We start from the raw sequence: 22,164 nt of genomic DNA, 5'->3' as shown, positions 1-22,164 counted from the left end.
CCGTATCCCTGTCCACGCTCATGCCGTGCTCCCCCTCCAGATGTCCGTGAACCGGTCGAGCAGTACGGCTGCCGCCGTCACATCGTCCGTGAGCGGCCGGTCGGTCTGGTCCGCGTCGAGCACCGACTCGGCGAGTTCCAGCGCCCGGCCCACGGGCAGCTCCGGGTCCGGTCGCAGCTCACGCTGACGCAGGGCCCGTACGGCGGCGACGAGTTCGCAACCGACGACGAGACGGTACGCGTCGCAGACGCGCAACGTCTGACGTGCGGCGAGCGAGGCGAAGCTCGCCTGCTCCTCGACGCCCCGGGAGAGTACAGCGTGGCCGAGCGAGGCGGGCGCGGAGAAGGCCCGCAGATCACCGAGGGCGGCCCCTGCGGCGTACTCCAGAATCATCACGCCGGAGGACGCGGCCTCGTGGCCTGCGAGGAAGGGACGCAGCCGGGTGTAGGCGGGTTCGTTCAAGGTCGAAAGGCGGGACGTCGACAGTCGCGCGACCTGGGTGAGGGAGAGCCTGAAGTGGTCGAGGGCCAGGGCGAGTCCGGCCTGGTAGAAGCCGCCGTGGTGGTAGGCGGCCATGTCCTCGGCGCAGATCAGCGGGTTCTCGGCGGCGGCGTTGATCTCGACCGTGAGCACCTCTTCGAGGGCGTCGGCGGCGTCGAGCGCGGGGCCGTGGATCTGCGGCAGGCAGCGGAATCCGTACGGGTCCTGAAGGCGCCCGAGCGGCGGCGTCGGGTGGTCGGCGGCACCGATCAACTCGCGCATACGGCGCGCCACTTCGGCCGTCCCGGGATGCCGGCGCGCGGCGTGCACGGGCGCCGCGTACGCCTCGTGCGAGCCGTCCACCGCCAGCAGGGACAGCGCGGCGACGACCTGTGTGGCCCCGATCAGTCCGCGGAGCTCGTGCAGGGCGAGCGCGGCCTGGCCGAGGGTGAGGGCGTTGCTGCTGATCAGGGCGAGCGCGTCGTTGTTGTCGAGGGGCTGCGCCTCGGGCGCACCCGCCCCCGGCCCGCCCGCTCCCGGCGTACGCCACCCGGGTTCCGCCTCCCGCCAAGGGTGCTCTCCCGCGAGCGCAAGCCCCACCTGGGCGAGGGCCGCGATGTCCCCGGTGCCCACCGAGCCGAACTCGTTCACGACCGGATACGCCCCGGTCTCCAGCGCGTCGCACAGTGCCGTGACGATGGTGGGCCGCAGGCCCGCGCCGCCCGCGAGCAGTTGGTTCGCCCGTACGGCCAGCATCGCCCGTACCTGCCGCGCGGGCAGCTCCGCGCCGATCGCCCCGGCGTGGCTGCGCAGCAGCCGCAGACCGTGGCCGGCGGCCGCCTCGGTCGGCACGTCCTCGTTCCGGTTGGCGCCGACGCCGGTCGAGCGGCCGTAGACGCGCCCGGTCGCGGCGATCCGCCGGGCCGCGTCCCAGGACTCCTCGACACGCTTCATCGCCTCGGTGCCGGGGACGGGCCGGGCGGCTCCGTCGGCGAGGCGCACGATGTCCGCGACGCCGGTGCCGTACCCGTCGAGGACGACCAGACCGGGCGTGAGGGCCCCGGAGTCCGGGGCGGTGGCACTTGGCACGTCCACGATCCGAGACGACATCACGCGCGAACTCCTCCCAAACTCAGACATTCGATCTTGCCTGGCGGTCATCTGTAACCGGCGTTTTACGCCGGGGCGTTGACAACCTATTCAGACACCAAGAACTCTGCATGACGATATGCACACCGGGCAAGGGACACCTCATGATCCAGTTCGATGCGGTCCACAAACGCTTCCCGAACGGCACCACGGCGGTCCACGACCTCTCCTTGGAGATGCCCGAAGGCGGCGTGACCGTCCTCGTGGGATCTTCCGGTTGCGGCAAGACGACCACCCTGCGCATGGTCAACCGGATGGTCGAGCCGACCTCCGGGACCATCCGCGTCGGCGGCCGTGACGTGCTGGAACAGGATGCCGCGGAGCTGCGCCGCGCCATCGGTTACGTCATCCAGCAGTCGGGCCTCTTCCCGCACCGCACAGTGCTCGACAACATCGCGACCGTGCCGCTGCTCCTCGGCTGGGGCCGCAGAAAGGCACGGGCGCGGGCGGCGGAGCTCCTGGAGACGGTCGGCCTGACGGCCGAGGCCGGGAAGCGCTACCCGCACCAGCTCTCCGGCGGCCAGCAGCAGCGCGTCGGCGTCGCCCGCGCGCTCGCCGCCGACCCGCCCGTCCTCCTGATGGACGAGCCGTTCGGCGCGGTCGACCCGGTCGTCCGCACCCAGCTCCAGGACGAACTGCTCCGGCTCCAGAAGGAGTTGAGCAAGACGATCGTCTTCGTCACGCACGACGTCGACGAGGCGGTACGGCTCGGCGACCGCATCGCGATCTTCCGCACCGGCGGCCACCTCGTCCAGTGCGCGGCACCAGCGGAGCTGCTGGCGCGCCCGGCGGACGACTTCGTGGCGGACTTCCTGGGCGCGGAGCGAGGGCTGAAGCTTCTGTCGCTGACGACGCTCGCGGACGTACCGCAGGCGCCGGCGCCCGAGGGCGGTACCTGGGAACTCGTTCTCGACGACGCCCGCAAGCCCCGGCACTGGCGCGCTCAGGACGCGGAACTCCCCGTACGACCCCTCAGGGACACCGACTCGCTGCTTGCCGCGCTCAACGAGTCCATCGCCTCCCCGACCGGTTTCGTGGCGCGTGTCGACGCGGACGGAGCCCTCACCGGCGTCACCTCCCGCGAGGAGATCCACGAGCACGCGGGCGAGGCGCACAGCACCCACAGCGCAGCGAGCGCCGCCATATGACCATCGACTGGTCGTGGATAGGCGACCACACCGACGACCTCACCACCCTCACCCTCTCCCACCTCCAGGCCGCCCTCTCCGCCGTCTTCTTCGGGGTGCTGATCTCCCTCCCCCTGGCCGTGATCGCCCACCGGATCCGTCCCCTGCGCGGCCTCCTCCTCGGCCTCTCCAACGTCCTGTTCACGATTCCGTCGATCGCGGTCTTCGTGCTCCTGCTGCCGGTGAGCGGGCTCACCCGTACCACCACGGTCATCGGCCTGACGATCTACACCCTCGTCGTCCTGCTCAGGAACACGGTCGAGGGCCTCGACTCGGTACCGGCGAAGACCAAGGAGGCCGCGAAGGCCATGGGCACCCGCCCCTTCCGCACCCTCCTCACCGTCGAACTCCCGCTGGCGCTCCCGGTGATCATGGCGGGCGTCCGCATCGCGACGGTCATGTCGATCTCGCTCGTCTCCGTGGCGACCTACATCGGCGACGGCGGCCTCGGCCAGCTCTTCACCGACGGCTTCCAGCGCAACTTCCCCACGCCGGTGATCGTCGGCGTGGTCCTGACCCTGCTGCTGGCGCTGGTCGCGGACGCGCTGCTGGTCGCCCTCCAGTACGCACTCACGCCATGGACCCACCGGAAGCAAAGGGCGGCCTGAGCCCATGTACGAACTCTTCAAGAACCTCGGCGAGTGGCTGGTCAGCGGCGAGCAGTGGTCCGGCCCCGACGGCATCGGACACCGCCTCGCCGAACACCTCCAGTACTCGCTCCTCGCCACCCTGGTGGCAGCCGCGATCGCTCTCCCGCTGGGCCTGCTCATCGGGCACACCGGACGCGGCGCGTTCCTCGCGATCAACCTCGCGTCCTTCGGCCGCGCCCTCCCGACCGTCGGCCTGGTAGTGCTGGTCTTCCTCGCGAGCGGTCTGTCGATGTGGCCGGTGTACGTCGCGCTGGTCGCCCTCGCCGTCCCGGCGATCGTGACGAACACGTACGCGGGCATGAACGCCGTCGACCCGGACGTGAAGGACGCCGCACGCGGCCAGGGCATGCGCTGGCACCAGGTCCTGTTCCAGGTCGAACTGCCCCTCGCGCTCCCCTTGATCATGACGGGCCTGCGCCTCGCACTGATCCAGGTGGTGGCGACGGCCACGATCGCCGCGTACGTCTCGTTCGGCGGCCTGGGCCGCTACGTGTTCGACGGGCTCGCCCAGCGCGACCTCGTTCAGGTGCTCGGCGGCGCGGTGCTGGTCGCCGTGGTCGCCGTCGCCCTGGACCTCGCCCTCTCCGCGCTCCAGCGCGCCCTCTTCCGCCACCGCCCGGCCTAGGAGCCTCGCAATGCCTCCCATGAATCGTCGTACCCTCCTCGGCGCGCTCGCAGGAGCAGCCGTTTCCGTCCCCGTCCTGTCTGCCTGCAGCAGCGGCATCACCTCGCTCGACGGCGAGGGCGGCGCCGGCGGCGGTGGCGGATCCAGCAAGAGCGGCATCACCATCGGCACCGCCAACTTCACCGAGAACCAGGTCCTCGGGTACCTCTACGCGGCCGTACTCGACGCCGCGGGCGTCGAGACGACCGTCCGCCCCAATCTCGGCACCCGCGAGATCCTCATCCCCGCCATCAAGGGCGGCGACATCGACCTGCTCCCCGAGTACCAGGGCGCGCTCCTCCACTACGTCGACCCCAAGTCGCAGGCCACCGAGGAGGGCGAGATGCAGAACGCCCTCGCGATGGCCCTGCCCGCCGGGCTCCAGGTGCTGCCGTACGGCATGGCCGAGGACTCCGACGCGTTCGCCGTCACGCGGGAGACCGCCGAAAAATACGGCCTCGCCTCGCTCGCCGACCTGAAGAAGCAGAACGGCAAGCTCGTCATCGGCGCCGCACCCGAGGTGAAGAAGCGCGAGGTCGGCGTGGTGGGCCTGGAGGAGGTCTACGGCGTCGAGTTCAAGGAGTTCAAGTCCCTTGATTCCTCTGGGCCGTTGGTGAAGGGCGCCCTCAAGAAGGGCGACGTGGACGTGGCGAACCTCTTCACCACCGACACCGACATCCAGGAGAACCAGTGGGTCGTCCTCACCGACCCCAAAAACCTGATCCCCGGCCAGCACGTCGTCCCCCTGATCGCCGACCGCAGGGCCGACTCGACCGTCCGAAAGGCCCTCGCCGAGCTCGGCAACGTCCTCACCACCGCGGATCTCACCGAGCTCAACCGTCAGGTCGACAAGGACAAGAAGGACCCCGAGGACGTGGCGAACGCGTACGCCGAGAAGAAGGGCCTGACGAAATAGCAGCCGGGGGCACGGCCCAGCGCAGACAGGGGGGCTAACCCCAGTGCCAAGCCGGTCAAGGCTCCTTACGGTAAGCACATGACCGGTATGGATGCTCGCGACGCCGAACTCAAAAAGGAACTCGACGCCACCCTGCACGCGCGCAGGGAACTGGGCGACGAGTACGACTCGGCGCTGGTCGACTCCTTCCTGGAGAAGGTCGAGCAGCGCATGGACGGCGCGATCGAGCGCCGGGTACGACGGCAGGTCGCGGAACAGCAGATGGTGGTGGCCCGGGGCTCACGTTCCCCGCAGGCAAACGATTCCTGGGGCGAGCGCTTCGGCTTCGGGATCGTCTCGCTGGTCCTCGCGATCCCCCTGTCCGCGATCGGCGGGGGCGTCGCGGACCTGCCCGGCCTCCTCATCGCCTGGACGGGCATCGTGGGGGTCAACGTGGTCCAGGTCGCCCGCCACACCCCACTGTTCGGCCGCGGCAAGAAGAAGTCGGACTCGGACTGGGAAGAGTAGGCCCTGTCTTTCAATGACGACGGCCGCGACGTCTTTCAAGCGACGACGGCCGCAACCATCAATTGAGAAACCCCGACGGCGAGCAACCAGGTCCGCGAGAGCGGCGCCGGCTTAGGCGCAAAGGGGAGCGCAACCAGGTCCGCGAGAGCGGCGGCGGTTTAGCCGCAAAGGGGGGTCTATTCGCGGGGACCGCCGCACCCCCGTGAACGGGGGGCGGGACGACGGCGGTCCCCGCGAGGGACGCGGGCCGGGTCAGGGCCGGGCTTGCGCGTCCGTGGCGTCCATGGAGGTCCGGGAGCCGCTCCGGAGGTCCTTGGCGCCGTTCGGCGTCGGCCCGAGCGGGGAGCCGCTCCCGCCCTTGCCGACATCCACAACAGTGCCGGACCCGTGTTAAGCCGGTGCTGCGCGGACGTGACGCGCTCGTACCACTTCCGCGAAGTTCCGCACGGGTCACGCGTGCCGGAAGTTCCCCTCCGGCACGCACAGTTCACCGGAATTCCTACTGCCGGTTGCTCTTGGCCAGGAAGGACAACAGGTCCTGACGGCTGACGACACCGGTCGGCTTGCCCTCGACCAGCACGATGGCCGCGTCGGCTGCCCCGAGCACGGACATCAGGTCGGCCACCGGCTCACCGGAGCCGACCTGCGGCAGCGGCGCCGACATGTGCTTCTCCAGCGGGTCTTCGAGGGAGGCCGCCTTGCTGAACAGGGCGCCCAGCAGTTCCCGCTCGACGACCGAGCCGACGACCTCGGCAGCCATCACGTCCGGGTGTCCGGCGCCCGGCTTGACGACCGGCATCTGGGAGACGCCGTACTCGCGCAGCACCTCGATCGCCTCCCCGACCGTCTCGTCCGGGTGCATATGGACGAGGGAGGGGATGGACCTGCCCGCCTTGTCGCTGAGCACATCGCCAACACGCGCGCTCGGCCCGCTGTCCTCCAGGAAGCCGTAGTCGGCCATCCATTCATCGTTAAAAATCTTGCTGAGGTAGCCGCGCCCGCTGTCCGGCAACAGCACGACCACCACATCGTCCGGACCGAGCCGCGAGGCCACCTTCAGCGCCGCCACGACGGCCATCCCGCAGGACCCGCCGACGAGCAGCCCCTCCTCCTTCGCGAGCCGTCGCGTCATCTGGAAGGAGTCCTTGTCGGAGACTGCGACGATCTCGTCCGCGACGGTCCGGTCGTAGGCGGTGGGCCAGAAGTCCTCGCCGACGCCCTCCACGAGATACGGCCGCCCGGATCCGCCGGAGTACACGGACCCCTCCGGGTCGGCGCCGATGACCTGGACCCTGCCGTCACTCGCGTCCTTCAGATACCGCCCCGTACCGGAGATGGTGCCGCCCGTCCCGACTCCGGTGACGAAGTGCGTGATCCGCCCCTCCGTCTGCTCCCACAGCTCGGGGCCGGTGGAGTGGTAGTGCGAGAGCGGGTTGTTCGGGTTGGAGTACTGGTCGGGCTTCCAGGCTCCGGGGGTCTCACGCACCAGCCGGTCGGAGACGTTGTAGTACGAGTCCGGGTGCCCGGGATCCACGGCGGTCGGGCATACGACGACCTCGGCGCCGTACGCGCGCAGCACATTGATCTTGTCGGTGGACACCTTGTCGGGGCACACGAAGATGCACTTGTACCCCTTCTGCTGCGCCACGATGGCGAGCCCGACGCCGGTGTTGCCACTGGTCGGCTCGACGATCGTGCCCCCGGGTTTCAGGGCTCCGCTCTCCTCCGCGGCCTCGATCATGCGCAGGGCGATGCGGTCCTTCACGGAGCCGCCGGGGTTGAAGTACTCGACCTTCGCGAGGACGGTCGCCTGGATGCCGGCGGTCACGCTGTTGAGCCTCACCAGCGGGGTGTTGCCGACGAGACTGATCATCGAGTCGTGGAATTGCACCGTTGTCTCCGGAGCTGAAAAGAAATGGTCGGGGTGGTTTCCGTCAGCCTAAGCCCCGTACTGGGCGTTCACGCTGTGTTGAGATTGGCCGGCAGTCTCGGCGGGGCAAGCAGTTGGTGTACGGGTTTGAAGGAGGTGGCGGCTTCGCATGTCGAGTTTGTCGAGGGCGAGGGTGGCACGGCGGATCGCGGCGGGCGCGGCGTATGGCGGCGGTGGGATCGGGCTGCTGGGCGCGGCGACGATCGGCCTTGTGCTGGCCGAGGTGCAGTTGGCGAAGCGGCAGGTGGGGAACGGCCACAGTCCGCATCCGCCCAGCGCGGACGGACTGTACGGGCTTGTGTACGCCGGTGCCGATGCCCCCTTGCGGCTGACCATGCTCGGTGATTCCACGGCTGCGGGGCAGGGTGTGCACCGGGCTCGCCAGACGCCGGGTGCGTTGCTGGCCTCGGGGCTCGCTGCGGTGGCCGAGCGGCCTGTGGAGTTGCGGAACGTGGCGTTGCCGGGCGCCCAGTCGGACGACCTGGACCGCCAGGTCGTCCTGGCTCTCGGGGACCCGGATCGGGTCCCCGACGTATGCGTGATCATGGTCGGCGCGAACGATGTCACGCAGCGTATGCCTGCGACGCTCTCGGTCCGCCACCTGTCGGCGGCGGTCCGCCGTCTCCGTACGGCCGGTGCCGAGGTAGTGGTCGGCACGTGTCCCGATCTCGGCACCATCGAGCCGGTGCAGCAGCCGCTGCGGTGGCTGGCTCGGCGGGCCTCTCGGCAGCTGGCCGCGGCGCAGACGATCGGCGCTGTGGAGCAGGGCGGGCGGACGGTGTCCCTGGGGGACCTGTTGGGTCCGGAGTTCGCGGCCAACCCTCGGGAGTTGTTCGGTCCCGACAACTACCACCCCTCCGCCGAGGGTTACGCGACGGCCGCGATGGCGGTACTCCCCACGGTGTGCGCTGCGCTGGGGCTCTGGCCGGCGGAGGAGGAGCGCCCGGACGCATCCCGCCGCGAGGGCTTCCTGCCGGTGGCCCGCGCCGCCGCGGAAGCGGCCTCCGAGGCCGGTACGGAGGTCGCGGCGGCCGTGCCCACGGGTCCGCGCGGCCCCTGGGCCCTCTTGAAGCGCCGTCGCCGTCGCCGTGTCCCGGCCACGGACCCGGCTCCGGCTCCCTCCGGGGGTTGAGGGACCTCGTTGTCGGGTGCGGGCACGTCATGGCCGGTGAGCATGGTGGCCGGCGGCTCCGGGAGCGCCCCTTCAGGGGCGCGGGGAACTGCGCGAGAAGCCACAACGGCCCGCAGCCGACATGCGACCTGTCACCTCGCCCCCTGGGGCTTGGGGCGGCAGCCCCAGTTTCGGGTAGGGGCGGGCTTGGGGAACAGAACCCCTCCCGCGCCGGGCCCCCACCCACCCGCACCCGACGGATCGCCAAAGCGAGCGCTTAGTAAAAAGCGGCCGGAGTCACACGGCAATCCCCGTGACCTTGACGGTACGTGCGGGTAACTTCCCTCACAGCCCTGCCAAGTCACACTCGTACGCGATACGCCAATGGAGCCGTAATGCCCGAAGCCGTGATCGTCTCAGCCGCCCGCTCACCGATCGGCCGCGCCTTCAAGGGCTCGCTGAAGGACCTGCGCCCGGACGACCTGACCGCCACGATCATCGAGGCCGCACTGGCCAAGGTGCCGGCGCTGGACCCGAAGGACATCGACGACCTGATGCTCGGCTGCGGCCTCCCCGGCGGCGAGCAGGGCCACAACCTGGGCCGCATCGTCGCCGTACAGATGGGCATGGACCACCTCCCGGGCTGCACCATCACCCGTTACTGCTCCTCCTCGCTCCAGACCAGCCGCATGGCCCTGCACGCCATCAAGGCGGGCGAGGGCGACGTGTTCATCTCGGCAGGCGTGGAGATGGTCAGCCGGAGCGTGAAGGGCTCGAGCGACGGGATGCCCGACACGCACAATCCCCTCTTCGCCGACGCCGAGGCCCGTACCGCCGAAGTCGCGCAGAGCGAGGGCGCCGGCTGGCATGACCCGCGAGAGGACAGTCTCCTCCCCGACCCGTACATCGCGATGGGCCAGACCGCCGAGAACCTGGCCCGGCTGAAGGGCGTCACCCGCCAGGACATGGACCAGTTCGGCGTCCGCTCACAGAACCTCGCCGAGGAAGCCATCAAGAACGGCTTCTGGGAGCGCGAGATCACCCCGGTCACCACCCCGGACGGCACGGTCGTCAGCAAGGACGACGGCCCCCGCGCAGGCGTCACGATGGAGGGCGTCCAGGGCCTGAAGCCGGTCTTCCGCCCGGACGGGCTCGTCACCGCGGGCAACTGCTGCCCGCTGAACGACGGCGCCGCCGCCCTGGTCATCATGAGCGACACCAAGGCCCGTGAGCTGGGCCTGACCCCGCTCGCCCGCATCGTCTCCACCGGTGTGACGGGCCTCTCCCCGGAGATCATGGGGTACGGCCCGGTGGAGGCCAGTAAGCAGGCGCTCGCCCGTGCCGGGCTGACCATCGACGACATCGACCTGGTCGAGATCAACGAGGCCTTCGCCGCCCAGGTCATCCCGAGCTACCGCGACCTGAACATCCCGCTCGACAAGCTGAACGTCAACGGCGGCGCGATCGCGGTCGGCCACCCCTTCGGCATGACCGGCGCCCGCATCACCGCCACACTCATCAATTCCCTCCAGTTCCACGACAAGCAGTTCGGCCTGGAGACGATGTGCGTCGGCGGCGGCCAGGGCATGGCGATGGTCATCGAGCGCCTCAGCTGAAGTCGTACGGGTAACAGCAGGTGAACCCGGCGTGACCGAAGCGGCCCAGAACCCAGCAACCCCCGGGGCTCTGGGCCGTTTTGTGATCGAATCTCCCCCAGGATGTGACCTATCTCCCCTTGGGAAATGATTAACGCAGGTCAGAGCCGCTCCTCTGAGGAACTCCGGGCTGAATGTCCTGTCCTTTTCGTGACGTTACGCACTGACAGGTGGATAGTCCGCCCTTCAAGCTGATGTAGGAAGTCGGGGGTCGACTTTGAAACCGGGAGTACGTCAGTGAGCGCCATCCCTCTTGCCCTACTGCTCACCGCGGCCGCCGCCCTGGCGGTGGGCGTCGCCACCCTGCGCGCCGTGCTCAGGCTGCGCCGGGAGCTCGCGTCCCTGCACACGGAGCTCACCGCGAGCCGTGTGGCGGGCCCGCGTGCCGTGGTGCCCGCGGCCCGCTCGGCCGCCGACACGGACGAGATACGCGCTGCCGTCGCCGAGGCGCTCGCGGAGGAGCGGGAGCGGGAGCTTGCCGAGGCCCGTGCGTTCTGGGCCGCCCAGGAGGCGCGTGACGCCTCTGACGCGCCCACGCTGCTCGGCCTGCCGGACAGCGAACTGTTCCTGCCCCGGCAGTCGGACTTCGCGGGCCTGGACCACCTGGAATCGGTGACGGAGCCCGGCGCCGACGCCGAGGAGCTCGCCGCGGACTCCCCCGAACTGGCCGCGGCCCGCCGCCGCCACCCCTCGCACCCCGACTTCGTACCGGTCCAGTCGCCGGTCGTGAACGATCACGAGCGTACGGTCGCCTGCCTGGAGGACCTGGCGGAGTCCCGTACGGAACTGACCGACGTCCGCCCCGGCCCGCTGGGCACGCTCGACGTCTACGTCTTCGCCGACGGCACCACGCTCTGCATGACCCCCGGCCACCGCGAGACCGCCGAGCAGCTGGCCGCCGCCCTCCAGGAGGGCGAGACTCCGGTCCTCCTCGGCGGCTCGGGCATCTCGGGCGCGTACGCCCTGACCTTCGCCTGCGGCCAGGAGAACGTCTACATCCTGGCGGACCGGGTCATAGCGTCGCTGTAAGGGCCTGTGAGCCCCGCGAGACCCACACGCGCCGGGAGCGGACGAACTACACCCCGGCGCGTTTCTGCGCCTCCTCGACGAGCCGCATCGCCTCCGCAAGCTCCCCCTCGGTTCTCAGTACGAGGGCCAGATCGTGTCCGGCGACCATGATCTGGTCGGCCGCGGCGAACATCCCCGCGTCGGGCATCTCACGCGCCGGCCCCTGAGCGTCCTCGAGCCGCTGGGCTCGCAGTGCCAACTCCCTGGCCAGGCCCAGCGCTTCGGCCGCCGCGCCCCTCTGGAGCCGGCTCTGCGGAGCGGCCCGCAGCCGGTCGGCGAAATGGTCCACGGCACGGGTGAGGGGGGTCGCATCGAGCACGCCGCGAGACTACGCGCCTTAACCGGACTGTTGCCAACAAGCCAACGCTCAGGCACCGTGACTTGAAGGACCGGCTTACATCCCATGCGTCCGGAGGCGCCGATGTCCCAAGTCTTCTCCGAGGAGACCCACCGCAACATGCTCGCCCGCATCCCCCATTGCACCGGTCGTGAAGTGTCCGACTGGCTGCGCACCGTCGACGAAGGCCCCGCTCTCTTCCGCTTCGAGGAGAAGGTCAGCTGGCTCCGTGCCGAGCACGACCTCGCATACGGCCACGCCAAAGCGATCATTCACGAGTACGACCTGAGGAGGGCCGCGCGCAAACTGCTTTGAGGCGCGCACCAGGGAGAACAACGACGAAGGGCCCGTGAACCGGAGGTTCACGGGCCCTTCAGCCGCTACCGCCCGGTGGTGGTCCGGACGGCACGGCCCTGCTAGTCGTCGCCGCTGAAGATGGCGACCAGGCGCAGCATCTCGATGTAGATCCACACGAGGGTCATGGTCAGGCCGAACGCGGCCAGCCAGGACTCCTGGCGCGGAGCGCCGTAGGCGACGCCGTCCTCGATCTGCTTGAAGTCCAGCGTCAGGAAGAACGCGCCCAGGACGAGCGCCAGGATGCCGACGATCGCACCGAGTGCGCCCATGCTCCGCAGCCCGCCGTCCGGCGCGATGCCGAACACGACCAGCAGCAGGTTGACCGCCATGATGAGCACGAAGCCGATGGCGATGGTCATGCCGATGCGCGCGTACCTGGCGGTGACACGGATCCAGCCCGCTCGGTAGACGAGCAGGGTGGCGCCGGCGATCGCCATGGTGCCGAGCACCGCCTGGAAGGGCGCGCCCGACCAGCGGCTGTTGAACATCTCACTGATCACGCCGAGGAAGACGCCCTCGAAGGCGGCGTACGACAGGATCAGTGCGGGCGAGGCCTTGCGCTTGAACACCTGGACCAGGGCCAGGACCATCGCGATGAGCGCGGCGCCGATGGCCAGGCCCCAGCTGCTCGGCGAGACCGGCAGCACGGCCCAGGCGAGCACCGCGCCGACGACAACCGTGCCGAGCGTCATGGCCGAACGGGCGACCACGTCGTCCATCGTCATGCGGTCGGCGGCGGGCGGGGCCTGCGGCGGGGCGCCGTACTGGCCGTCCTGCGGGGCGTACGGGGTCTGTGCGTAAGGATTCTGCGCGTACGGGTTGCCGCCCTGCGGGGCGTACGGGGAGCCCTGTGCGTACGGGTTCCCCTGCGTGCCGACAGCGGGGCCCCCGGCCTGCGGCTGGGCGTTGAAGCCCGCGTAGCCGTTGTCGCGGCTGAACCCCCGTCGCGAGAAGACCGGGTTGCTGCTCCTCATTTCACTCCTCCATGGCCACCCTGCGTGGCTCTGGGCTCAAGAGTAATGGGTAGGCAAAGGAATGCCTCTAGTGCTTGGGGAGGATCTTTCCTCTGTTGTGACCGGGAACGCCACTGTTCAATCCAGCATTCCCAGCACCGTTACAACGCAGGTACCAGCTCTTCCGGTTCCCCCGATCGTGGTGCTCCCGGCGGTTCACTCCAGCGGGAAGCCCGTGTAGCACTCGGCGAGGTCCTGTTCGGCCGAGCGGGCGACGGTGATCCGGTCCAGGCGGGCGAGCTGGATGCGGTCCTCGAAGGGGGTCGCGTCGGGCGTGCGGTGCAGCAGGGTCGTCATCGCGTACGAGAAGCGCTCGGCCTGCCAGACGCGGCGCAGACACGTCTCGGAGTACGCGTCGAGGCGCTCGGCCGACCCGGTCTCCGCGAGATGGGCGAGCGCCCGCGCGAAGGTGACGACGTCGCCGACGGCGAGGTTCAGGCCCTTCGCTCCGGTGGGCGGCACGATATGGGAGGCGTCCCCGGCGAGGAAGAGCCGTCCGTGGCGCATGGGCTCGTGGACGTAAGAGCGCATCGGCGTCACGGACTTCTGCGTGATCGGGCCCCTCTCCAGCTTCCAGTCGTCGGCCGTCTCGAAGCGGCGCTCCAGCTCGTCCCAGATCGCCTCGTCGGTCCATTCCCCGGCGTCCGTGCCCTCGGGCACCTGGAGGTAGAGGCGGGAGACCTGCGGGGAGCGCATGCTCAGCAGGGCGAAGCCGCGGTCGTGGTGGGCGTAGACGAGTTCGTCGTGCGAGGGCGGGACGTCGGCGAGGATGCCGAGCCAGCTGAAGGGGTACGTCCGCTCGAAGACCTGTGTGAGTTCCTCGGGGATCGCCTTGCGCGCCACACCCCAGAAGCCGTCGCAGCCGACGACGTAGTCGCACTCCAGGACGTCCTCGCGCCCGTCGTGCCTGAAGCGCACGCGCGGGCTTTCACTGTCCGCACCCTCCACGGCCAGCGCCTCCGCCTCGAAGAGCAGCGGGCCGCCCTCCTTGAGCTGGAGGGCGATGAGGTCCTTGCAGACCTCCGTCTGCGCGTACACCATCACCGACCGGCCGCCGGTGAGCCCGGGGAAGTCGACACGGTGGCGCCTCTTCGCGAAGCGCAGCTCGATCCCGTCGTGCCGCAGCCCCTCGCGGTCCATGCGCTCGCCGGCGCCGGCCGCGCGTAGCACGTCGACCGTGCCCTGCTCCAGGATTCCGGCCCGCTGCCGATGTTCGACGTAGGCGCGGTCGCGGCTCTCCAGGACGACCGAGTCGATCCCCGCGTTGTGCAGCAGCCGCGCCAGCAGCAGTCCGGCCGGTCCGGCCCCGATGATCCCGACGGTGGTACGCATCGGCACGCCCCTTCGCGCTGTTGGTGCGGTGATGTAGTGTGAGTGTTGTTCGCATAGTGAAATTTACTTCACTGATGTTCCAGCGTGAGTCTCCGATGACATACGCCCGCTGTCAACGGGTGCGCGGTGTGAAGTCTTCAATGCACGATGCAGGAAAGTCGCGGGCCCTCGGGAGGGTCGGTGGTGCCCGGAGCCGGACTTGAACCGGCACGCCCGCGTAGGGGCAGCGAGGTTTAAGCTCGCCGTGTCTGCATTCCACCATCCGGGCAGGCCATGGGCTCCGCATTTTGAGCTTCCGAGCCTATCGGGGCGCATCCCCCGAACAGCGGACGGGAGACCCGATGTTGTCTTATTTTATTGACGTCTGAGGGTGCATCAGGCCACCGTACGGGCCATCGGCACTTGCCACGAGCCCTTCCACAGAGCCGTCGCGGCACATGCGGAATGACGTGAATTCACCGCCCGAACGAGGGTCGTCCGACGAACCGTCACCGATGACCCTGTCAGGAGTACGTGTCATCCGCAGGTATGACTCAGGTCCGTACGGTCCGACCGAAGTCGCCCTTCAGAACCAGAACAGAGGGTGACTACACGGCGGTGATGGGCCACGACGATGGAAGTCACGTTCCCCACTCGTCGTCGTACCGACAGGAGCACTGCCACGTGACCACCACCACTCCCATCGCCGGCCGCGCCACCGCCGTGGCCGCGCGCGCCTCGGATCTGTCGAAGGTCTACGGACAGGGCGAGACCCAGGTGGTCGCCCTGGACCGGGTCTCCATCGACTTCCGGCAGGCCGAACTCACCGCGATCATGGGTCCTTCCGGGTCCGGCAAGTCCACGCTGATGCACTGTGTGGCGGGCCTGGACTCGTTCTCGTCCGGATCCGTGCGGATCGGTGACACGGAGCTCGGCTCCCTCAAGGACAAGCAGCTGACGAAGCTTCGGCGGGACAAGATCGGGTTCATCTTCCAGGCGTTCAATCTGCTGCCGACGTTGACGGCGCTGGAGAACATCACTCTTCCGATGGACATCGCGGGCCGCAAGGCCGACAAGGAGTGGCTGAACTCGGTGATCGGGATGGTCGGTCTGGGCGACCGTCTCACCCACCGGCCCGCCCAGCTCTCCGGCGGCCAGCAGCAGCGTGTCGCCGTGGCGCGGGCGCTCGCCTCCAAGCCGGACATCATCTTCGGCGACGAGCCGACCGGGAACCTCGACTCGCGTTCGGGCGCCGAGGTGCTCGGCTTCCTGCGCAACTCCGTACGGGAGTTGGGCCAGACCGTGGTGATGGTCACCCACGACCCCGTCGCGGCTGCCTACGCCGACCGCGTCGTGTTCCTCGCCGACGGGCGCATCGTGGATGAGGTGTACGGGCCGACGGCGGACGCGGTGCTGGACCGGATGAAGCAGTTCGATGCCAAGGGGCGTACCAGCTGAGACTGCTGATTGTGCGGTAGCTGGGGCTGCACCCCAGGCCCCCTGCGACGTGTCTCGGGTGCAGGCCCCTTGGGGCTGGTCGCGCCCGCGCTGCGGAGCCGCAAATCGATACAGCACGCGCCCCTGAGGGGGCGCGCCTCACTGGAGCCCGCAGTCGGCCACCGCCATACGGCCCCGACTCGCCCACCGGCCTGTTCTCCCCTCCCCCTCCTGGACTGAGAAGACACCATGTTCCGTACCGCCCTGCGCAACGTGCTCGCGCACAAGGCCAGGTTGTTGATGACCGTGCTCGCCGTGATGCTCGGCGTGGCGTTCGTGTCCGGCACCCTGGTCTTCGCCGACACCCTTTCCAACGCCTTCCGCAAGCAGTCGGCGAAGAGCTACGACGACGTCGCCGTCGCCGTCACCTCGTACGCCAACCCGGACGACGCCAAGGAAGAGCCCGGTCTCTCCCGGAAGACCCTCGACAAGATCTCCGCCGTGGACGGCGTCGCCGGCGTGTACGGCCGAGTCGAGGGCTTCGCCGGAGTCGCCGACCCCGACGGGAAGCTGATCGGCGTCGGCTGGTCCAACAAGGGCTCCAACTTCGCCCCCGGCAAGGACGGCAAGGACACGGCCTACACGTTCACCGACGGCTCGGGCCCGGTGAAGGACGATCAGATCGCCCTGGACAAGGAATCCGCGACCAAGGGCGAGTACCAGGTCGGCGACCGGGTGCGGGTCGCGACCAACGGACCGGTGAAGGAGTACACCCTCAGCGGTGTGTTCACCACCGAGGACGGCGCCGTGAACGCCGGCGGCAGCCTCGTCCTCTTCGACACCGCGGTCGCCCAGAAGCAGTACCTCAAGCCGGGCTACTTCGAGAGCGTCACCGTCACCGCCGCCTCCGGCGCGAACGACGCGAAGATCCTGGCCGCGGTCAAGCCGCTGCTGCCCGACACGGCCGAGGCCCAGACCGGCCAGGCGCTCGCGGACGAGCAGGCCAAGGACATCGAACAGGGTCTGGGCTCGCTCAAGCAGATCCTGCTCGGCTTCGCGGGCATCGCGCTGTTCGTCGGGATCTTCCTGATCTCCAACACCTTCACGATGCTGGTCGCCCAGCGCACGAAGGAGATCGCCCTGATGCGCGCCGTCGGCGCGTCGCGCAAGCAGATCACCCGCTCAGTGCTCGCCGAGGCCGCGGTGGTGGGCCTGGTCGCCTCGGTGATCGGCTTCGTCCTGGGCATCGGTCTTGCGGTCGGTCTGCGGTCCGGAATGGCCGCGTTCGAGATGAAGGTTCCGGACGGCCCGCTGATCCTGTCCGCCACGCCGGTGCTCGCCGCGATCGGCGTCGGTGTGCTGATCACGACGTTCGCCGCCTGGCTGCCCGGCCGTCGGGCCGCGAAGATCCCGCCGGTGGCGGCCATGAGCAGCGTCCACGCAGTGGCGACCACCAAGTCGCTGGTGGTGCGCAACTCCATCGGTACGGCCATCACCGGCCTCGGCGCGGCAGCGATCGTGGCGGGTGCCTCGACCGGCGGCAGCGACGGCCGTATGTACATCGGGGCGGGCGCGTTCTTCGCGCTGATCGGTGTGATCATCCTGATCCCGCTGCTGTCCCGGCCCGTGATCGCGCTCGTCCGTCCGCTTCTGGTCGGCCCCTTCGGGGTGTCCGGCAAGCTGGCCGGCCAGAACGCGGTACGCAATCCGCGCCGCACCGGAGCCACCGCCTCCGCGCTGGCCATCGGACTGACGCTGGTGACCGGCCTGTCGGTGATCGGTATCACGGTCGGCACGGCCATCGACAAGATGACCACGGACAACATCAAAGCCGACTACATGGTCTCGATGGCGAACGGCGGGGACCTCGACCAGTCCGCGCTGACGGCGCTGGAGAAGGCGAAGGGCGTCACCGCGGTCTCGCCGCAGCAGGACGTCGGCCTCGAGGTCGGTGCCGATGACTTCGTGTCCGCTTCGGGGGTCACGCCGGGCGCCATCCAGCAGGTCCTGAACGTCGACGTCGTCAGCGGCGACATCGACTCGCTCGCCAAGGGCCAGATCGCGGTCGCCGAAAAGACGGCCAAGAGCAAGGGCTGGAAGTCCGGCGACAGCGTCAACGTCACCTTCACCGACGAGGCGAAGGCCACGCTGACAGTCGGCGCCGTCTACAAGGACAGCGAGTTCCTCTCCCCCGTCCTCATCGACACCAAGGTCGTGAACCCGCACGAGGTGAAGCCGTACATCCCGCAGATCTTCGTGAAGGTCGACGGCGGCCAGACCTCGGCGAACGAGAAGGTCCTCATCAACGCGCTGGGCGACAACCCCGCGATCACGGTCATGGACAAGCAGGACATCCGCAACGAGTTCGGCGGCGCCATCAACACGATGCTGAACATCATGTACGGCCTGCTGGCGATGGCCCTGATCATCGCGGTGCTGGGCGTGGTCAACACCCTCGCGATGTCGGTCTTCGAACGGCAGCAGGAAATCGGCATGCTGCGGGCGATCGGTCTCGACCGGCGCCGGGTGAAGCGGATGGTCCGGCTGGAGGCCGTGGTCATCTCGGTGTTCGGCGCGGTCATCGGCATCGGTCTCGGCTCGTTCCTCGGCTGGGCGATCGGCGAGACCATCGCGGAAGCGATCCCGGGCTACGCGCTGGTCCTGCCCTGGGACCGGATCGGGATCTTCCTGGTGCTGGCCGGTCTGGTGGGCGTCCTGGCCGCGCTGTGGCCGGCCCGCAACGCCGCGAAGCTGAACATGCTGAACGCGATCAAGACGGAATAGCCGTACGCGCACAAGGGCCCCGTTCCCGGGAGGCCGGGAGGGAACGGGGCCCTCGGCGTTTCAGCCCCAGGTACGCGCCCGCAGCGGCATCCCGGACGCGCCGGAATCGGGGGTCCGCACGGCGAGAACCTGGTTCACGCCGATGCGGTTGCGTTCGAAGGCGACGGCGGAAGCGGCCATGTAGAGGCGCCAGACGCGGGCGCGGCCGGGGCTGGTGAGGCGAACCGCGAGCGGCCAGCCGGCCTCCAGGTTGGCGACCCAGCGGCGCAGGGTGAGCGCGTAGTGCTCGCGGATCGATTCGACGTCGCGCACCTCGAAGCCGGCGCGCTCAAGTTGCGTGACGGTGCTGCCGATGGGCGCGAGCTCGCCGTCCGGGAAGACGTACGCGTCGATGAACTCGTCGACCTCGTACGCCGATTCGTCGCGCCGCGGACGACGGCCGATCTGGTGGTTCAGGAGCCGCCCGCCCGGCTTGAGCAGGGCGAACAGGGTTCGGGCGTACTCCAAATACCGTTCGCTGCCGACGTGTTCGGCCATGCCGACGGAGGAGATCGCGTCGTACGGTCCGTCGGCGACGTCACGGTAGTCCTGGACGCGGATCTCGACGCGGTCGGTGAGCCCTTCGTCGGCGACGCGCTTGCGGGCGTACGCGGCCTGCTCGTGCGACAGCGTGACGCCGACGACGCTCACGCCGTGCTCGCGGGCGGCGTGGATGGCCATCGAACCCCAGCCGCAGCCGACGTCGAGCAGCCGCCCGCCCGGCTTCAAGTCCAGCTTGCGGGCGATGAGTTCGAGCTTGTCGCGCTGGGCGTCCTCGAGGGTGGCGTCCGGGGCGGGCCAGTACGCGCACGAGTAGACCATGGACGGCCCGAGGACGATTTCGTAGAAGTCGTTGCCGACGTCGTAGTGGTGGCTGATGGCGCGTCTGTCGGTGCGCTTGGTGTGCAGATGGGAGCGCCGGCGCACCTCCTCGCGGGGCGGGGCGGGCGGCAGCGGGGGCCATGCCATCATCACGAGCCCGCGCACGGCGGCCCGTGCCTCGGGATCCCGCAGCGTCTCGCCCAGGCTTCTGGCGTCCTCGCCGCGATCCCATACGAGCCCCGACATCAGGTCGAGGGCGGTGTAGAAGTCACCGTCCACGGTCAGATCACCGGCGACCCAGGCCCGGGCGAGCCCCAGCTCCCCCGGCTTCCACAGCAGTCGGCGAACTGCACGGCGATTGCGTACGACGAGGGCGGGGGCGCCAGGCGGACCCGCTTCCGAACCGTCCCAGGCGCGCAGACGCACCGGGAGCGGGACCCCCAGCAGCTGTTCGAGGAGAGTCTTGAGCCGCAGTGCGGCGTCCTGCATGGCGCACACCTCCGTGACGATGGATCCCGAGAGTCCAACACCACGTAAACACTGCGGGGGCCGGAGCGCAGTCCCGCAAAAGCATTACATCTGCGCAAAATGGGGTGCGGGTTGTGGGCTTTCGCCCCCGCCGCCCCCACCCGTCCCACCCCCCGGGCCGGCCCGAACCCCCGCCAGGGGCTCTGCCCCCGAACCCCCGCTCCTCAATCGCCGGAGGGGCCGATTTTCCCCGGCCAACCTTTGTCAGCCCGGGCCGGCATCAATCAGCCCGTCCGGCGTTTGAGGACGAGGCCGTTCAGGCCGATGGGGGTCTGGGGGCCAGCCCCGGCCCCGGGGCTGGCCCCGGGATGGGACGGGTAAGGGCGGCGGGGGCGAGAAAACGCCGAAGGAGCCCCCCGCACCACGGATGGCGAGGAGCCCCTTCGGGTCGAGCAGTGACCGGAGGTCAGGAGGCCTTGGCCTTCTCCTCCGACTTGGCGCGGGTCGGCGGGAGCTGGGCCTCGGCGGACTGGGCCACCCTGGGCGCCGGCTTGGCCGCCTCGTAGAACTCCTCGCGCGGCGTCTCGATGGCGCCGAGCGAGACGACCTCGCGCTTGAGGAACACCGCAAGCGTCCAGTCGGCGAAGACCCGGATCTTGCGGTTCCACGTCGGCATCGCAAAGCCGTGGTAGCTGCGGTGCATGTACCAGGCGAGCCGCCCCTTGAGCTTGATCTTCATCTTGCCCATGACGATCATCGCGACGCCCTTGTGGAGGCCGAGACCGGCCACCGCACCCTTGTTGGCGTGCGCGTACTCCTTCTGCGGGAAGCCCCGCATACCGGAGATCACGTTGCCGCCGAGGACCCGCGCCTGACGCAGCGCGTGCTGGGCGTTCGGCGGGCACCAGGCGTTCTCGACGCCGGCCTTGCGGGCGGCGACATCCGGCACCTGGGCGTTGTCGCCGGCGGCCCAGATGTAGTCGGTGCCCTGGACCTGGAGGGTCGCCTGGGTGTCGACGTGACCGCGCGGGCCGAGCGGCAGACCGAAGCGGGAGAGCACGGGGTTCGGCTTGACGCCGGCAGTCCAGACGATCGTGCTGGAGTCGACCTCGAGGCCGTTCTTCAGCACCACGTGGCCGTCGACGCAGGAGTCCATGGAGGTCGACAGGTACACCTCGACCCCGCGGGACTCCAGGTGCTCCTTGCCGTACGCGCCGAGCTTCGGGCCGACCTCGGGGAGGATCTTGTCCGCGGCGTCGACGAGGATGAACCGCATGTCCTCACGGGACACGTTGCTGTAGTACTTGGCCGCGTCGCGGGCCATGTCCTCGACCTCGCCGATGGTCTCCGCACCCGCGAAGCCGCCGCCGACGAAGACGAAGGTGAGCGCCTTGCGCCGGACCTCTTCGTCGTTCGTGGAGTCCGCCTTGTCGAGCTGCTCAAGCACGTGGTTGCGCAGGCCGATGGCCTCCTCGATGCCCTTCATGCCGATGCCCTGCTCGGCAAGGCCGGGGATCGGGAAGGTGCGGGAGACCGCGCCCATCGCGATGACGAGGTAGTCGAAAGGCAGCTCGTACGCCTCACCCACGAGGGGGGCGATCGTGGCGACCTTGCGGTCCTGGTCGATGGTGGTGACCCGGCCGGTCAGAACTTCCGCCTTGGGCAGCACGCGTCGCAGCGGGACGACGACATGCCGAGGCGAAATGCTGCCGGCGGCGGCTTCGGGGAGGAAGGGCTGGTAGGTCATGTACGACCGGGGGTCGACGACCGTGACGGTCGCCTCGCCGTAGCGCATCTTCTTCAGAATGCGCCGAGCTGCGTACAGGCCTACGTACCCACCGCCTACTACGAGGATCCTGGGACGCTCCGTGGTGCTCATGCCATCGAGTATCCACCCGCTTCAGGGGGGTAGCTCGTGCGCCCCTTCACAAGCTCCATCGCACCCTCTGCTACACTGCCCGGCCCACATTTCCCGCCCCCCGCCTCCGCGGGGGAACCATGGGGGGCTTTGAGGTGTTGTCAACACCGCGTGAGCTGCTCTTTGGGCCTGCGACCCGGCTGAACCAGTCGCTCATTCCCCCGCCTGCCGGCACCCCGTTAACGGCCTCGCGCACGCGCTCCGGGACCCCGCACGACCCCTGACCCGCCTCAGACGTCAAAAAACGTCCCCCAGCAGGGCAGATTTCCTTGTGAAGAACTTCACGAACTTTCTCGGCGGGACGTTTCCGAGAGGGCTTCCGGGGTCCCTCAAGCACGCTCATACGTTACCGGAACCGCTC

18 protein-coding genes and 1 tRNA gene are annotated in these 22,164 nt (G+C 69.3%); 11 read left to right on the top strand and 8 right to left on the bottom strand.

Annotated features, from left to right (window positions below; genetic code table 11):
- Window positions 1–18: 18 nt before the first annotated feature.
- Window positions 19–1,590 (bottom strand): aromatic amino acid ammonia-lyase, encoded by a 1,572-nt coding sequence (locus tag ACGFNK_RS15475; RefSeq protein ID WP_393415991.1) that lies wholly within the window; start codon window positions 1,588–1,590, stop codon window positions 19–21.
- 143 nt (window positions 1,591–1,733) lie between these two features.
- On the opposite strand from ACGFNK_RS15475, the gene ACGFNK_RS15470 reads away from it, so the two are divergent.
- The 5 genes from ACGFNK_RS15470 to ACGFNK_RS15450 all read left to right on the top strand — a co-directional run bounded on the left by ACGFNK_RS15470 (window position 1,734) and on the right by ACGFNK_RS15450 (window position 5,553).
- On the top strand, window positions 1,734–2,777 hold the full coding sequence (locus ACGFNK_RS15470) for an ABC transporter ATP-binding protein (protein ID WP_393415989.1): 1,044 nt from the start codon (window positions 1,734–1,736) through the stop codon (window positions 2,775–2,777).
- A complete protein-coding gene (locus ACGFNK_RS15465; protein WP_386351532.1) occupies window positions 2,774–3,424 on the top strand; it encodes an ABC transporter permease in 651 nt (216 codons plus the stop codon). The genes ACGFNK_RS15470 and ACGFNK_RS15465 overlap by 4 nt, the downstream gene beginning before the upstream one ends.
- Window positions 3,425–3,428: 4 nt before the next feature.
- On the top strand, window positions 3,429–4,091 hold the full coding sequence (locus ACGFNK_RS15460) for an ABC transporter permease (protein ID WP_386351535.1): 663 nt from the start codon (window positions 3,429–3,431) through the stop codon (window positions 4,089–4,091).
- Between the two features lie 19 nt (window positions 4,092–4,110).
- The gene (locus ACGFNK_RS15455; RefSeq protein WP_393415986.1) at window positions 4,111–5,046 is read left to right on the top strand and encodes an ABC transporter substrate-binding protein; all 936 of its coding nucleotides are present in this window, start codon (window positions 4,111–4,113) and stop codon (window positions 5,044–5,046) included.
- Between the two features lie 78 nt (window positions 5,047–5,124).
- Window positions 5,125–5,553 carry a hypothetical protein gene (locus tag ACGFNK_RS15450; protein ID WP_393415984.1) on the top strand — a complete coding sequence of 143 codons (429 nt, stop codon included), beginning with the start codon at window positions 5,125–5,127 and terminating at the stop codon, window positions 5,551–5,553.
- 499 nt (window positions 5,554–6,052) lie between these two features.
- Here ACGFNK_RS15450 and ACGFNK_RS15445 read toward each other — a convergent pair whose 3' ends face one another.
- Window positions 6,053–7,444, bottom strand: coding sequence for a cystathionine beta-synthase (locus ACGFNK_RS15445; protein WP_393415982.1), 1,392 nt, complete (start codon window positions 7,442–7,444; stop codon window positions 6,053–6,055).
- A gap of 148 nt (window positions 7,445–7,592) precedes the next feature.
- Between ACGFNK_RS15445 and ACGFNK_RS15440 the strand changes: the two genes are divergently transcribed.
- The 3 genes from ACGFNK_RS15440 (at window position 7,593) to ACGFNK_RS15430 (ending at window position 11,278) form a co-directional block, all read left to right on the top strand.
- Complete coding sequence (locus tag ACGFNK_RS15440; protein WP_386343975.1) at window positions 7,593–8,615, top strand: SGNH/GDSL hydrolase family protein; 1,023 nt, start codon at window positions 7,593–7,595, stop codon at window positions 8,613–8,615.
- A 374-nt stretch (window positions 8,616–8,989) separates the two neighbouring features.
- On the top strand, window positions 8,990–10,210 hold the full coding sequence (locus ACGFNK_RS15435; RefSeq protein ID WP_393415980.1) for an acetyl-CoA C-acetyltransferase: 1,221 nt from the start codon (window positions 8,990–8,992) through the stop codon (window positions 10,208–10,210).
- 285 nt (window positions 10,211–10,495) lie between these two features.
- Window positions 10,496–11,278 (top strand): hypothetical protein, encoded by a 783-nt coding sequence (locus tag ACGFNK_RS15430; protein ID WP_386343992.1) that lies wholly within the window; start codon window positions 10,496–10,498, stop codon window positions 11,276–11,278.
- A 46-nt stretch (window positions 11,279–11,324) separates the two neighbouring features.
- Here the strand turns inward: ACGFNK_RS15430 and ACGFNK_RS15425 are convergent, their stop codons facing one another.
- Window positions 11,325–11,636 (bottom strand): hypothetical protein, encoded by a 312-nt coding sequence (locus ACGFNK_RS15425; RefSeq protein WP_393415978.1) that lies wholly within the window; start codon window positions 11,634–11,636, stop codon window positions 11,325–11,327.
- 102 nt (window positions 11,637–11,738) lie between these two features.
- On the opposite strand from ACGFNK_RS15425, the gene ACGFNK_RS15420 reads away from it, so the two are divergent.
- On the top strand, window positions 11,739–11,969 hold the full coding sequence (locus ACGFNK_RS15420; RefSeq protein ID WP_165342835.1) for a DUF4287 domain-containing protein: 231 nt from the start codon (window positions 11,739–11,741) through the stop codon (window positions 11,967–11,969).
- A 101-nt stretch (window positions 11,970–12,070) separates the two neighbouring features.
- Here the strand turns inward: ACGFNK_RS15420 and ACGFNK_RS15415 are convergent, their stop codons facing one another.
- From ACGFNK_RS15415 to ACGFNK_RS15405, 3 genes are all read right to left on the bottom strand, one after another.
- Window positions 12,071–12,985, bottom strand: a complete 915-nt coding sequence (locus ACGFNK_RS15415; protein WP_393415976.1) for a Bax inhibitor-1/YccA family protein — start codon at window positions 12,983–12,985, stop codon at window positions 12,071–12,073.
- A gap of 195 nt (window positions 12,986–13,180) precedes the next feature.
- Window positions 13,181–14,356, bottom strand: coding sequence for a 4-hydroxybenzoate 3-monooxygenase (locus ACGFNK_RS15410; protein ID WP_393415974.1), 1,176 nt, complete (start codon window positions 14,354–14,356; stop codon window positions 13,181–13,183).
- 181 nt (window positions 14,357–14,537) lie between these two features.
- A tRNA-Leu gene (locus tag ACGFNK_RS15405) sits at window positions 14,538–14,624 on the bottom strand.
- Between the two features lie 395 nt (window positions 14,625–15,019).
- On the opposite strand from ACGFNK_RS15405, the gene ACGFNK_RS15400 reads away from it, so the two are divergent.
- Together ACGFNK_RS15400 and ACGFNK_RS15395 are read left to right on the top strand one after the other, a co-directional pair.
- The gene (locus ACGFNK_RS15400; RefSeq protein WP_393415972.1) at window positions 15,020–15,793 is read left to right on the top strand and encodes an ABC transporter ATP-binding protein; all 774 of its coding nucleotides are present in this window, start codon (window positions 15,020–15,022) and stop codon (window positions 15,791–15,793) included.
- A 228-nt stretch (window positions 15,794–16,021) separates the two neighbouring features.
- Window positions 16,022–18,556, top strand: a complete 2,535-nt coding sequence (locus tag ACGFNK_RS15395) for an ABC transporter permease (protein WP_393415970.1) — start codon at window positions 16,022–16,024, stop codon at window positions 18,554–18,556.
- A 60-nt stretch (window positions 18,557–18,616) separates the two neighbouring features.
- On the opposite strand, the gene ACGFNK_RS15390 is transcribed toward ACGFNK_RS15395, so the two are convergent.
- A complete protein-coding gene (locus ACGFNK_RS15390; RefSeq protein ID WP_393415968.1) occupies window positions 18,617–19,906 on the bottom strand; it encodes a class I SAM-dependent methyltransferase in 1,290 nt (429 codons plus the stop codon).
- Window positions 19,907–20,351: 445 nt separating this feature from the next.
- Complete coding sequence (locus ACGFNK_RS15385; protein WP_393415966.1) at window positions 20,352–21,764, bottom strand: NAD(P)/FAD-dependent oxidoreductase; 1,413 nt, start codon at window positions 21,762–21,764, stop codon at window positions 20,352–20,354.
- Window positions 21,765–22,164 lie beyond the last annotated feature (400 nt).

The organism is Streptomyces sp. NPDC048825, assembly GCF_043198355.1.
GTDB lineage: Bacteria > Actinomycetota > Actinomycetes > Streptomycetales > Streptomycetaceae > Streptomyces > Streptomyces xiangluensis.
Note: the sequence above shows the minus strand (reverse complement) of the source record. Positions and strands in the feature narration are given on the sequence as shown.